Annotated in this window: 12 protein-coding genes and 1 tRNA gene; 7 read left to right on the forward strand and 6 right to left on the reverse strand. The window is 64.8% G+C overall.

Annotated elements, in window-relative coordinates:
- Positions 1-153 precede the first annotated feature (153 nt).
- Positions 154-1386: a flavodoxin-dependent (E)-4-hydroxy-3-methylbut-2-enyl-diphosphate synthase gene (ispG, locus tag CH339_RS19870; protein ID WP_111436147.1), complete on the reverse strand. Its 1233-nt coding sequence runs from the start codon at positions 1384-1386 to the stop codon at positions 154-156.
- A 211-nt stretch (positions 1387-1597) separates the two neighbouring features.
- On the opposite strand from ispG, the gene CH339_RS19875 reads away from it, so the two are divergent.
- The 7 genes from CH339_RS19875 to CH339_RS19905 all read left to right on the forward strand — a co-directional run bounded on the left by CH339_RS19875 (position 1598) and on the right by CH339_RS19905 (position 7057).
- Positions 1598-2419, forward strand: a complete 822-nt coding sequence (locus CH339_RS19875; protein WP_111436120.1) for a hypothetical protein — start codon at positions 1598-1600, stop codon at positions 2417-2419.
- Positions 2420-2503: 84 nt separating this feature from the next.
- On the forward strand, positions 2504-2896 hold the full coding sequence (locus CH339_RS19880) for a GFA family protein (RefSeq protein WP_111436121.1): 393 nt from the start codon (positions 2504-2506) through the stop codon (positions 2894-2896).
- Positions 2897-3049: 153 nt separating this feature from the next.
- A complete protein-coding gene (locus CH339_RS19885) occupies positions 3050-3904 on the forward strand; it encodes a hypothetical protein (protein ID WP_146610255.1) in 855 nt (284 codons plus the stop codon).
- 128 nt (positions 3905-4032) lie between these two features.
- Complete coding sequence (locus tag CH339_RS19890) at positions 4033-4815, forward strand: 3-hydroxybutyrate dehydrogenase (RefSeq protein WP_111436123.1); 783 nt, start codon at positions 4033-4035, stop codon at positions 4813-4815.
- Positions 4816-4827: 12 nt separating this feature from the next.
- The gene (locus CH339_RS19895) at positions 4828-5898 is read left to right on the forward strand and encodes a patatin-like phospholipase family protein (RefSeq protein ID WP_111436124.1); all 1071 of its coding nucleotides are present in this window, start codon (positions 4828-4830) and stop codon (positions 5896-5898) included.
- 118 nt (positions 5899-6016) lie between these two features.
- Positions 6017-6586 (forward strand): O-acetyl-ADP-ribose deacetylase, encoded by a 570-nt coding sequence (locus CH339_RS19900; RefSeq protein WP_111436125.1) that lies wholly within the window; start codon positions 6017-6019, stop codon positions 6584-6586.
- Positions 6587-6980: 394 nt separating this feature from the next.
- A tRNA-Met gene (locus CH339_RS19905) sits at positions 6981-7057 on the forward strand.
- Between the two features lie 294 nt (positions 7058-7351).
- On the opposite strand, the gene CH339_RS19910 is transcribed toward CH339_RS19905, so the two are convergent.
- From CH339_RS19910 to CH339_RS19930, 5 genes are all read right to left on the reverse strand, one after another.
- Complete coding sequence (locus CH339_RS19910) at positions 7352-8485, reverse strand: helix-turn-helix domain-containing protein (RefSeq protein WP_111436126.1); 1134 nt, start codon at positions 8483-8485, stop codon at positions 7352-7354.
- Between the two features lie 42 nt (positions 8486-8527).
- Positions 8528-9757: a sensor histidine kinase gene (locus CH339_RS19915; protein WP_244669107.1), complete on the reverse strand. Its 1230-nt coding sequence runs from the start codon at positions 9755-9757 to the stop codon at positions 8528-8530.
- 104 nt (positions 9758-9861) lie between these two features.
- Positions 9862-11010, reverse strand: a complete 1149-nt coding sequence (gene metK / locus CH339_RS19920; RefSeq protein WP_111436128.1) for a methionine adenosyltransferase — start codon at positions 11008-11010, stop codon at positions 9862-9864.
- Positions 11011-11032: 22 nt separating this feature from the next.
- A complete protein-coding gene (locus CH339_RS19925; RefSeq protein WP_111436129.1) occupies positions 11033-11950 on the reverse strand; it encodes a glycyl-radical enzyme activating protein in 918 nt (305 codons plus the stop codon).
- 37 nt (positions 11951-11987) lie between these two features.
- Positions 11988-12290, reverse strand: coding sequence for a BMC domain-containing protein (locus tag CH339_RS19930; RefSeq protein WP_201240999.1), 303 nt, complete (start codon positions 12288-12290; stop codon positions 11988-11990).
- Positions 12291-12293: the final 3 nt, after the last annotated feature.

Here is a 12293-nt window from a genome sequence, read left to right on the forward strand (position 1 = left end):
ACGCCGCGAAACGTCTGAAACCAAGTAGAATCAATGCCATGCACCCTGTCTACAAAATTAGACCGGACAGTAGTGGGTCAAGCCCGGCAATGACGCCGAGGAAAGGGCAATTGGCGTGCAAGGGCCACGACCGCACCACCGTGCGGCCAACGTCTACCCCCCGAACCGCTTCTCGATGTAGTCCTCGACCATTGCCTTGAAATCGGTGGCCAGGTTGGGGCCCCGCAGGGTAGTCACCTTCTGGCCGTCGACGAAGACCGGGGCGGCAGGTTCCTCGCCGGTGCCGGGCAGCGAGATGCCGATGTCGGCGTGCTTGGATTCGCCGGGGCCGTTGACGATGCAGCCCATGACGGCGACCTGAAGTTCCTCGATGCCGGGATAGCGATTGCGCCAGTCGGGCATCGCCTCGCGGATCTGGTCCTGGATGTCGCGGGCAAGTTCCTGGAACACCGTCGAGGTGGTGCGCCCGCAGCCGGGACAGGCGGCGACGATCGGCACGAAGGAGCGCAGCCCCATGACCTGCAGGAGCTCCTGGGCGACGACGACTTCGCGACTGCGATCCCCGCCCGGCTCCGGCGTCAGCGAGATGCGGATGGTGTCGCCGATGCCCTGCTGCAGGACGATGCCGAGGGCCGCCGAGGAGGCGACGATGCCCTTGGAGCCCATGCCGGCCTCGGTGAGGCCCAGATGCAGGGCATGGTCGGAGCGGCGGGCAAGCTCGGTATAGACGGCAACGAGGTCCTGGACCTGGCTGACCTTGGCCGAGAGAATGATCTTCGACCGGTCGAGGCCGATTTCTTCCGCCCGCGCGGCCGACAACAGCGCCGACTGGATGATCGCCTCGTGCATGACGGCGCGGGCGTCGAGCGGCGTTGCCGAGTTGGCGTTGGCGTCCATCAGGCTGGTCAGCAGTTCCTGGTCGAGCGAACCCCAGTTGACGCCGATGCGCACCGGCCGGTCGTTGCGGATCGCGGTCTCCACGATCTGGGTGAACTGGACGTCCTTCTTGCTCTTGAAGCCGACATTGCCGGGATTGATGCGGTATTTGGCAAGGGCTTCCGCGCAGGCCGGATGGGCGGCGAGCAGCTTGTGGCCGATATAGTGGAAGTCTCCGATCAGCGGCACGTCGATGCCCATCGCGTCGAGCTTTTCGCGGATCTTCGGCACGGCGGCGGCCGCCTCGTCGCGGTCGACGGTGACGCGGACGAGTTCGGAGCCGGCGCGGGCAAGGCTTGCGACCTGCGCGACCGTCGCCTCGACGTCGGCCGTGTCGGTGTTGGTCATCGACTGGACGACGATCGGGTTGTCGCCGCCGACCAGGACGCCGCCGACATCGACGGCAACGCTGTTGCGGCGGGACTTCAGGCTGGTGTCGAACGCGGTCATCGCGAGCCTCGCAATCGGAGAATGCAGCAGCATGGGCGGCAACAGGGACGATGGCCCGGCCGCAATCGTCCGTTGCCGGAGGCGGCCCGCCTTTTGCCGGGTCCTTTCCCTATCATAGACGAATGCGGTTGCGAATAGCCGGCCCCGGTGACATTTTGCAGCCCGCTCGGGGGCGAGCAATGAACGACGAAAGATGCCGAAAGGGCCATAAATGCGGATTTTCGACCTCGCCTTCGAAGCGCTCGCGGCGGTCTTCACCTATTTCCAGATCGTGCTCCGGCTCGCCGTGCCGCTCGCCGCCGTGGTGCTGGTGTTCGAGACCTATTCGCGCCTGACCCATCCGCAGATGAGCGGCATCGCCGGGCCGGGGGGCCTCCCCGCGGCGCCGGAACCGCCGGCGATCCTGGTCATGATCTCGCTGGTGGCGACGATCGCGCTGACGGCGGTCTATCTCAACGTCGTCATCGGCTGGCATCGCTTCCTCGTCAGGGGCGAGGCGCCGTGGGCGACCGGCTTCAAGCTCGGCGGGCGGGAATTCCGCTATTTCTACAACTCCATCGCCATCGGCATCATCGCCCTTGCCGTCGTCCTGCCGTGCGTCTTCGTCATCGAACGCCTCGTCGGTGGCATCGGCGCTGGCCTCCTGTCGCAGGCCCTTTCTTTTGCCGCCACCGCGGCGATCATCGCCATCGTACTCAGGTTGTCGCCGGTGCTCGTCGACGTGGCGCTGGAGCGAAAGCCGGTCGGGCTCGTGCAGTCCTGGAAGCGGATGGCGCCGCTTGCCGGCCAGATCGCCGGCGTCGGCATCATCGTCGCCGTGCTGGCGATGGCGAGTGCCGGCATCGACCGCTTCGTGGTGGCGCTGCCGATCGGCCTCTTCTTCAAGGCCGCGCTGACGGCGACCAATGCCACCGCCATGCTGTTCCTTGCCGGCATGACGACGACGGCGGCCGTGACGCTCGCCTATCTGCGCGTGATGCCCCCACCGGCCTCGGGCAAGGGCGGCAACAGGGTGGTGGCTGCCAACGAGTGATGCCGCGGGATCCTGTGCGCAATTGCAGTGATCGCCCCGGTCGCTGTAGCTGTACGGTCAGCCTGATTTTTTGGGAGGACGGCCATGGACACGGTCACGGGCGGCTGCCTTTGCGGCAAGGTGCGCTTCGCAGCGATGGGGCGGCCCTACCGGGTCGGCCTCTGCCACTGCCTCGACTGCCGCAAGCACCACGGCGCGCTGTTCCACGCCTCGGCGATCTTTCCGGAGGCTGCGGTGACGGTCGAGGGCGAGACAAGCGACTACCAGGGCCGGCATTTCTGCCCTGATTGCGGCTCGTCGGTGTTCGCGCGGACCGGCGACGAGGTCGAGGTGCACCTCGGCGCCCTCGATGACCCCGACCGGTTCCGGCCGACCTATGAGAGCTGGGTCATTCGGCGCGAGTCCTTCCTGCCGGCGTTTCCACTGATGCATCACTACGAGCGCGACCGGGAGGGAACGGACCGCACCGAGGACTAGTCGGCCTCCGCCGTTGCCTTCTGCGAACGCAGGACCTGCGACCGATTGCTTCGGTTGTGGGGGAGGTCGGGCGATGCGATAAACGGCTCGTCGCGTATTGGTTGTATTCAGGTGCGCCGGGGCGCGGCCGAAACCGTTGCCGGGAGCGTTCCGTTGTTTCAGCTCGTATCGCAGAGCCTTGCCGTCCTCGCCCGACATCCGGCCGTTGCCGCTTTGCTGTTCCTGCCGTTCGCCATCTACGGTGCGGTCGGGGACGAGATCTTCGACTGGTACTACAATGGGATGACCGCTGAAAACGTGGGGTTTCTTATCTTTCGTGTGCCCCTCAACCGGATTAAAGGAGTTTTGGCAAGCTCGGGCCTTCTCCTGATTGGGCAATTCTATCTCTATCTTATAGCCGCCATCGGTTGGCACCGGTATCTGATCCTGGGCGAGCGGCCGTGGAGTCGCGGTCTCCTTCCCGGTCGGATAGAGCGTCGATTCTTCTACCGGGTTGTTGTCCTCGCGCTCGTCGTCGTGTTCGCCTTTGCCGGTTTGGCGCTGATCTTGCTCGCGATTGGCTACGCTCTCAATGTCTACGTCCTGCCCTGGCTTTCCGAGATGTCGGCGCCATGGCTGCGCGCCCTCCTGTGGGTGCGCGGCGTCCTGTTCCAACTGGGGTTCGTGGTGATCGCGGTCTTGGTCGTCAGCATCATCATGCTGCGCCTTTGGGTGGCGCTGGTCGACCGGGCGCTCGAGCGGGACAATCTGAACATGCGCGATGCCTGGGGCGCGACGGCGTCTTGGCGAGGCCGGGTCTTGGTCTTCGTGGTCGTTACCCTGATCGCCCGGGTTCTCGCTTCGCTCCTTGCCGAGGCGCTGGAAAACCTGTTGCCGGGGTCGGTCGCCATGGTCGTCTCCGTGACCACGTCAGCCGCCATCAGCTTTTGTGTGGCCGCACTCGATCTCACCGCCATCACGCTGCTCTACCGTGAGGTTACGCGGCGCACGGAGGACGTGTTCGCCTGAGGGAGGCGGGTTGCCGCCGGGCGCGGGTCTTCATTGTGCGTTGCAGCGATTACTTGTGCATTGCAATATCGGGCGCCATGCTTATCTGAAATCCAGGGATCGGCGTCTCAACGATCAAGAGGAACACCATGCTCAAAGGCAAGAATGCGGTCGTCACCGGCTCCACTTCCGGAATCGGTCTCGGCACGGCGAAGGAACTGGCGAAGGCCGGCTGCAACGTCGTTCTCAACTCCTTCACCGACAACGAAGACGACCACGCGCTGGCCGCCGAAATCGAGAAGACCTATGGCGTCACCGCGCGCTACATCCAGGCCGATATGTCGAAGGGCGAGGCCTGCGTCCGGCTGATCGAGGAAGCGACCAAGGCCCTCGGCTCGGTCGATATCCTCGTCAACAATGCCGGCATCCAGTTCGTCTCGCCGATCGAGGAGTTTCCGCCGGAAAAGTGGGATGCGATCCTCGCCATCAACCTGTCGTCCTCGTTCCACACCATCCGCACCGCCCTGCCGGGCATGCGGAAGGCGGGCTGGGGGCGCATCGTCAACATCGTCTCGGCGCACGGGCTGACGGCCTCGCCGTTCAAATCGGCCTATGTCTCGGCCAAGCACGGCATGATGGGGCTGACCAAGACCGTTGCCCTTGAGACCGCCGAGGTCGACATCACCTGCAATGCCATCTGCCCCGGCTACGTCATGACGCCGCTCGTCGAAGCGCAGATCCCGGAGCAGATGAAGGTGCACAACATGTCGCGCGAGGACGTCATCCGCGAGGTCATGCTGGATCGCCAGCCCTCCAAGGAATTCGCCACCGTGGAAGAGATCGGCGGCACCGCCGTGTTCCTGTGCTCGCCGCCGGCGCGCCAGATCACCGGCACCTCGATCTCCGTCGACGGCGGCTGGACTGCGCTCTAGGCCGGAAACGTCATGGCCAAGGCCGCAAAGACCCCCGACAAACGCGGCGCCGGAAAAGCGCCTGCGCCCGACGGCCCGAAGCCGGTCAACCTCGCCCTGCAGGGTGGCGGCGCCCACGGCGCCTTCACCTGGGGCGTCATCGACCGCTTGCTCGCCGACGGACGGCTGAAGATCTCCGCCATCTCCGGCACCAGCGCCGGCGCCATGAACGCCGTCGTCGTCGCCGACGGCTGGAGTTCGGGCGGTGCGGAGGGCGCGCGGGCAGCGCTGAAGGAATTCTGGCGCAAGGTCTCGTGGCGCGCGCGGATGAGCCCGATCCAGCGGCTTCCCGGCGACGTGCTGTGGGGCAACTGGAGCCTCGATATGTCGCCGAGCTATCTCGCCTTCGACGTCATGAGCCGCTTCGCCTCGCCCTATCTCATGAACCCGCTCAACTACAATCCTCTGCGTGAGGTCGTGGAGGAAGCGGTCGATTTCGACCGGGTCCGGGCCTGCGGCGACATCCGGCTGTTCGTTGCCGCCACCAATGTGCGGACCGGCAAGATCAAGGTCTTCTCCGGCGACGAGATCGGGCTCGATGCGGTGATGGCGTCCGCCTGCCTGCCGCAGATCTACCAGGCGGTGGAGATCGGCGGCGAGGCCTATTGGGACGGCGGCTTCATGGGCAATCCGCCGATCTTTCCGCTGTTCTACGATTCCGACACGGCGGACACCGTCCTCGTCCAGATCAACCCGATCGAGCGCGCCGACGTGCCCAAGACGGCGCGGGAAATCCTCAACCGGGTCAACGAGATCACCTTCAATTCCACGCTCCTTCGGGAGCTGCGTGCCATCGAGTTCGTCTCGCGGCTGCTCGACGACGGCCGGCTCGATGCGGACCGCTACACCCGCGCGCGCCTGCACCGCATCCATGGCAATCACGAACTCGCCGAACTCTCCGCATCCTCCAAGGTCAACGCCGAATGGGCGTTCCTGAAGCACCTTCGCGATATCGGCCGGCGCATGGCGGGCGACTGGCTCGACGAGAATTTCGAGGCCATCGGCGAGCGCGGCACCATCGATTTGCGCGACGAGATCACGTGAAAGGGCCAGCCGTTTTCGGTTGGTTTCGATGATGGTGCGGGGCCGGCGGCGGCGCTTGCGGCGCCGGTGCGGTCGGTGGGAGAATGACGCCGACGTCTGTTCTGGTGAGGGGAAAACCATGCGCGACAGCCTGACCGTCGAGAGGTCCGGCGTGCGGCTGGAGGTTCTGGTCGCCGACATCACCACGCTTGAGGTCGACGCCATCGTCAACGCGGCCAATGAGAGCCTTCTTGGCGGCGGCGGGGTCGACGGTGCCATCCATCGCGCGGCGGGACCGGAGTTGCTCGCCGAATGCAAGACGCTCGGCGGCTGCCCGACGGGCGAGGCGCGGCTCACCGGCGGCTATCGGCTGCCGGCGCGCCATGTCATCCACACGGTTGGGCCGGTCTGGCGCGGCGGCGGCAGCGGCGAGCCGGACCTTCTGGCCAGCGCCTATCGCAATTCGCTGATGCTCGCGGAGGAGGCGGGCGCGGCGAGCGTTGCCTTCCCGGCGATCTCTACCGGCGTCTACGGCTTTCCGGCGGACCATGCGGCGCGCATCGCCGCGGCGACAGTCGCGGGCCATGTGGATGCCGGAACCAAAACCCTTCGGCGCATCGTCTTTTGCTGCTTTTCGCCGGAGAGTGCTGCACATCACATCGCGGCTCTGGAGGAATTGCCGGAACGGAACCCGCCCGGCGCGGTGTGATCATCGGCCAGGCGCCCCAGGCGATCGGCTGCCAGGCGCGCTGCTCCTGGAGCCTGGCATTCCTGGGTAACACCAGGCTGAGACGTCCGGTTTCGGGATGTGGAAGCGGTCTCCGTGCGAATTGTCGTTCCGTCCGAAAGGGGAGGCGATCCGAGCCGCCGGCTCCCATATCGCCATGCGCATATGAGGGGGCTGCCATGCGGCCTCACCGTCCGTGGCCGAGAGCGCCGGGCACCCTTGCGCGAGAGGGCGAAAACCGTGTTATTTCAATATAATAATCCGGTCGCGCGGCGGTGCAGCATTTTATGACAGGAAAATGACGCGGGACCCCTTACAATCGGCAAATCAATTTGCTACATGAGTGATCCGCGGCGCCGACAGGGCGCCGCTTTGGCGCGGGGTGGAGCAGTCCGGTAGCTCGTCAGGCTCATAACCTGAAGGTCGCAGGTTCAAATCCTGCCCCCGCAACCAACTCTATCAACACTCCCGAGGAATCCCCTTTGGGAGTGTTTGTTTTTGAAGCTTTTCCAGGGGCTTGCCGCTCCGTCCATGCCAGAATCTTTCCCGGTGCACCGTAGAGCGTGGCGTCGACTTCGCCGCGTTCCGGACCTGGCGTGAGCACGATCTTCTCGATCAGCATCCGTAAAGCCCCGGCCGGTTCCTCGCGCTCTTCAGGGCGGTTCAACGAGCTCATGACATCCGAGATCAACCAGGAATGTCTGGGTTCGCTGCTTGCCGAACGGAGCCTCGGTCCTGGCCGGCGCCCTATGCGGAGACGGTGGACGCGGCGGCAACCGGGGCCTCCGCCTGGCGACGCCTGTACTTGCGACGGTATTCCGATGGCGACAGGCCCACTTCCTTCTTGAAGGCCTTGCAGAAATAGTTGGCGTCCTGGAACGACAGGTCGAGCGAGATATTGGTGATCGGCAGGTCGCTTTCCCGCAGCAGTTCCTTGGCCCGCTCGATGCGCTGGGTCTTCAGATAGGAGATGAAGGTCATGTCCATCTCCTTGCGGAACAGCCGGCTCAGGTAGCACGGGCTGATATGGGCGAAATCCGCAGCGTCTTCCAGCGTCACGCCCTTGTGCATGTTGCGCTCGATATAGTTGAGCACGTCCTGAATGTGGTCGGACGCATGGGCGCCGCCGGTCTCGGTCGCCTCGAACAGCACATCCGTCATCTGGCAGAGCATTTCCTGCATCTGGAAATGGCTGTCGAGGTCCAGGCGCTGGGACGCCAGCGCGTCGATCTGGCGAGCAAGGGCAGGCGGCAGGTCCATGCCGCGGTCTTCGACCACCTGCACCATGGCGCGGACATATTCCAGCACGGCACGGCGCGGTGCAGTGTCCTTGCGGGCGTAGATGGTTTCCATGTGGCGGCGCACCAGGGCGAGGCATTGGCGATAGGCGCTCTGATCGACGAGGGTCGCGATTTGCGCGGCAATCGCCGCCGTCTCTCCGGACGGTGCCGGCGTGGCGGCGACCGGCTTGGCCAGAACGGGCGCCGCCTCCGAAGTCGCGACCGACGGCGTGATCGAGCGCAGGCACTCGCCGACCGCGTTCAAGAGGTCTTCGGTGCGCACGGGCTTTAACAGGAAGTTGTCCGCCTTGAGGTGGATCGCGCCCTGCATGATCTCGAAATAGTCGTAGGCGGTGAGGATGATGACCTTGGTCTTCAGGCCGCGGTCGCGCACCATCTGGATGATTTCCAGCCCGTTCGGACGCGGGATCTTGATGTCGACCAGCATCAGGTCGATGGAATATGCGTCCAGCAGATGCACCGCCTCGCTGCCGTTGCGCGCCTCGCCGATGATGTTCACGCCGTCGAGATTCGTCTCAAGGATCTTGCGCAGGGCGCGCCGCTCCAGTTCCTCGTCTTCGATGATCGCGATGTCGAACATGGGTCAAGGATCCGTGTGGTCGGGCTGCAGGTCAGGCGGGATTCAAAACGCCGCCTCATCGAAGTCGATCGGCAGGCGAAGGCGCACCAGCGTTCCCCGTCCGCCCCGGTAGGGACTGACGATCTCCAGGTGATGGTCGTCGCCGAAATAGTGTCGCAGGCGGCTGTCGACATTGTACAGGCCGATGCTCTTGCGGCCGTCCCGGTCGGCAGCGCCCGCCAGCACCGCCTGCTTGCGCCCGGCCGGAATGCCGTCGCCGTTGTCGACGATGTCGACGATCACGTCGCGTCCGTCCTGATAGGCCAGAATGTCCACCAGACCGCCGCTCTCGCGCGGTTCGATGGCATAGTTGATGCAATTTTCCACGATCGGCTGCAGCACCATGAAGGGGCAGGTGGTCATGCTGAGTTCGTCGGGCACGTCGACGTGGAAGTTGAAGCGATCGCCGAGGCGCAGCCGGAGCAGATAGAGGTAGTTCTGGACGTGCTCCAGTTCCGTTGCCAGCGGAACGAATTGCGAGCCGCTCTTCTTCAGGACATAGCGCATCATGTCGGCGAAGGCGTGGACTGTCGTCTCGGTCTCCTCTGCCCCTTCGATCAGGGCGAGCCGGCCGATCGTGTTCAGCACGTTGAACAGGAAATGGGGATTGACCTGATAGGACAGCGCCTGCAACTCCGCCTCGCGCAGCGACCGCTCCAGCTCGGCGCGGCGCTTGGATTCCTCCATCAGGCGCAGGTTCTTGGCGTAGAGTTCCTGGGTAACGCTGTTGGCGTAGCTCTCCTCCACGATGTAGGAGGCGATGTAGCAGAGCGAAGAGGCGGCCGAGCGCAGCCGCTCATAGGTGATCTCGCCGGTTTCGTCGTAGAGCGGCAGGAGGTCGGCCTCCTCGCGCCAGGACCGTTCGGTCGGGAACAGGCCGGACATGTCGACGAGATCGGCCGCCGTGTCGCCATCCGTCAGGTTCACTTGGCCGCAGATCACGGCACCCAGATACTCGCCGCACATGGTGATGGGCGCCGCGAAGTCGACGAGGCCCGCATGGCACTTGTAAATGGAGGGGCCGCCGTTCGAAAGCGCGGTGCGCCCGCCGACCGCGTCGCAATGGTAGCAGCGCTCACGCCATGCCGGATGGCTGCGGATGGTCTGGCAGAAACGGCTGAAACTGCTCGGATTGGTCACCGGCTCGCCCTGCGGGTCGACGATGACCATGGCGACACCGACGGCGGCGCTGAAATTGTCCTGGACCTTCTGCAGCATATCGACGCTGGTCAAATTGGCCAAACGTCTCCGTCCGGCGGCTTTTGCCCCGGCGATTTCCAGGCCTCTGCGCGATGCTGATGTCTCGTCGCGGTTGGGCCTTTCCAGAAAGTCCGCTTTCACTGGCAAGCCTTACTGAGGGCGTCCGTCCGATCCGCCCGCTCCCAAACGAAACCCTCCATCTCTCTGCCAAAATGGCCGTACGCCGCCGTCTTCTCAAAGATCGGCCGGCGTAATGCGAGCGCGTCGATCATGCCCGATACGGACAGCGGAAACACCGAGCGGATCGCCCGCGCCAACGCGTCTGAGTCCAGGCCGCACTCGTCCTCGGCTGTTACACCAATCATTTCCGGTTGGCTCTGACCTATCGCAAACGCGAGTGAAATTTCGCAACGGGACGCAAGACCGGCGGCGACGACGGTTTTGGCGATCAGACGCGCCATATAGGCGGCCGTGCGGTCGAGCTTGGTCGCGTCCTTGCCGGAAAAGGCGCCGCCGCCGTGCCGGCCGATGCCGCCATAGGTGTCGACCATGAGCTTGCGCCCCGTGAGGCCGGTGTCGGCCGCCGGACCGCCCAAGACGAAGCGTCCGGTCGGGTTGATGAGCACCCTGGTGTCGCGCCGCAGCCAGCCGCCCATCACCGGCGCGATCACCTCTTCGATGAGACCGCGCAGCATCTCTTCGCGGCCGATATCGGGCGCGTGCTGGGCGGCAAGGACGAGGCTCGTCAGTTCCGCCGGGCGTCCGCTGGCGTCGTTGCGGAAGGTAACCTGCGCCTTGCCGTCGGGCCGCAGCCAATCGAGGCGGCCGGACCTGCGCGCTGCCGTCAGCGCCTCGGTCAGGCGGTGCGCATAGTGAATGGCGGCGGGCATCAGCGTCTCGGTCTCGTCGCAGGCGTAGCCGTAGAAGATGCCCTGGTCGCCCGCGCCGAGCTCGTTGTCGCGCGATACCCCTTGCGCGATGTCCGGCGACTGTTCGTGCAGATCGGTCAGCACGAAGCAACCCTCGGCATCGAAGCCGAGGGCGGGATCGGTGTAGCCGATCCGGCGCAGCACCTTGCGGGCGACGGCGACCACGTCGACCCGCGCCGTCGAGGTAACCTCGCCGGCGATATGCAGGCTGTTGCCCGAGGCCATGACCTCCACCGCGACCCGGGCCTCAGGGTCCTGGTCCAGATAGGCATCAAGAACCGCATCCGAGATCTGGTCGCAGACCTTGTCCGGGTGGCCTTCCGTTACCGATTCGGAGCTGGTGTAGGTCGACTTCATGGCGCCGTTTCCTGACGTTTTGTTAGCCGCCGATTTCGCAGTTCAAACCCATGCCCTCGACCACCTTCACGAGGTGCGAGACGTCGTCCGGCTTCATGTTGGCGATGTCGCCCATCGGGTAGGGTCGGTCGAGAAGGGCGTATTTATTCTCGCCATAGGTGTGGTACGGCAGGAGGTGCACGGTATCGACGCCGGGCATCAGCTTGGCGAACCGGCCAACCGCTTCGACCGCCTCTTCGCTGTCGTTCACGCCCGGCACGACCGGAACGCGGACGACGGCATGGGTCAGGGAAGCGATGCAGAGCGCGTTTTCCAGAATGATACGGTTGTCGACGCCGGTATTGGCCTGGTGCGCCTTCGGGTCGATCGCCTTCAGGTCGATCAGCGCGTGGTCGACATAGGGCATCACGTCGCGCACCACGTCGCGGGTGGTGTAGCCGGTCGTCTCCATCGCGGTGTTCCAGCCCTGCTCGTGACAGGCCTTCAACAGCTCCCTGGCAAAGACGTGCTGGAACAGCGGTTCGCCGCCGGAAAGCGTGACGCCGCCGCCGGAACGGCGGTATTGGGTGGCGTCCTTGCGCAGTTCGATCATCACCTCGCGCACCGACATCAGCTTGCCGGTCATGGTCAGCGCGTCGGTCGGGCAGACCTTCGTGCAGGTGCCGCATTTGACGCATTTGTCGCGATCGACGAAGCCCGGGTTTTCCCGCGACAGCGCCTTTGTCGGACAGACCGGCACGCACTGGCCGCAACGGATGCAGCTGGAGGCGCGGTAGAACAGCTCCGGCTCCGCGTTCTGGGATTCCGGGTTGGAACACCAGCGGCAGCGCAACGGGCAACCCTTCAGGAAGACGATGGTGCGGACCCCCGGTCCATCGTGGATCGAGTAGCGCTGAATGTCGAAGACCGTGCCCTCTGTTTCGTAGTCGATGCTGTCCATGACGTTATTACCTTGTCTTTCCCGAAGGGCGGGGTGTTCAGAAGGGGGAGTGCTGCGCTTCGATGGCGTCCATCGCCGTGCGGACCGCGGACACTTCCCCCATGACCGCGAGCGACGTGACGTGCTGCGGGCAGGTTCCGTAGATCTCGACGGTGAAGACGTCGGCCGCCTTCAGCGCGATGTCGGAGAAGAAGAACAGATCGGTCACATGGGACTGGATCAGGCCGACGGCGCCGATCGGGTTGTCCCGGATATAGGCGCGTCCATGCGGCGGCATGCGCCGCTGCAGCATCTGAAGCACGTCCAGGTGAGGTGCGTTGACGATGCGGGTATTCAACATGAT

The organism is Rhodobium orientis (genome assembly GCF_003258835.1).
Lineage (GTDB): Bacteria > Pseudomonadota > Alphaproteobacteria > Rhizobiales > Rhodobiaceae > Rhodobium > Rhodobium orientis.

Coding starts and splice junctions, on each gene's coding strand:
- ispG (WP_111436147.1), bottom strand. CDS start 1,386: ATGACCGCGTTCGACACCAGCCTGAAGTCCCGCCGCAACAGCGTTGCC.
- CH339_RS19875 (WP_111436120.1), top strand. CDS start 1,598: ATGCGGATTTTCGACCTCGCCTTCGAAGCGCTCGCGGCGGTCTTCACC.
- CH339_RS19880 (WP_111436121.1), top strand. CDS start 2,504: ATGGACACGGTCACGGGCGGCTGCCTTTGCGGCAAGGTGCGCTTCGCA.
- CH339_RS19890 (WP_111436123.1), top strand. CDS start 4,033: ATGCTCAAAGGCAAGAATGCGGTCGTCACCGGCTCCACTTCCGGAATC.
- CH339_RS19895 (WP_111436124.1), top strand. CDS start 4,828: ATGGCCAAGGCCGCAAAGACCCCCGACAAACGCGGCGCCGGAAAAGCG.
- CH339_RS19900 (WP_111436125.1), top strand. CDS start 6,017: ATGCGCGACAGCCTGACCGTCGAGAGGTCCGGCGTGCGGCTGGAGGTT.
- CH339_RS19910 (WP_111436126.1), bottom strand. CDS start 8,485: ATGTTCGACATCGCGATCATCGAAGACGAGGAACTGGAGCGGCGCGCC.
- metK (WP_111436128.1), bottom strand. CDS start 11,010: ATGAAGTCGACCTACACCAGCTCCGAATCGGTAACGGAAGGCCACCCG.
- CH339_RS19925 (WP_111436129.1), bottom strand. CDS start 11,950: ATGGACAGCATCGACTACGAAACAGAGGGCACGGTCTTCGACATTCAG.
- CH339_RS19930 (WP_201240999.1), bottom strand. CDS start 12,290: ATGTTGAATACCCGCATCGTCAACGCACCTCACCTGGACGTGCTTCAG.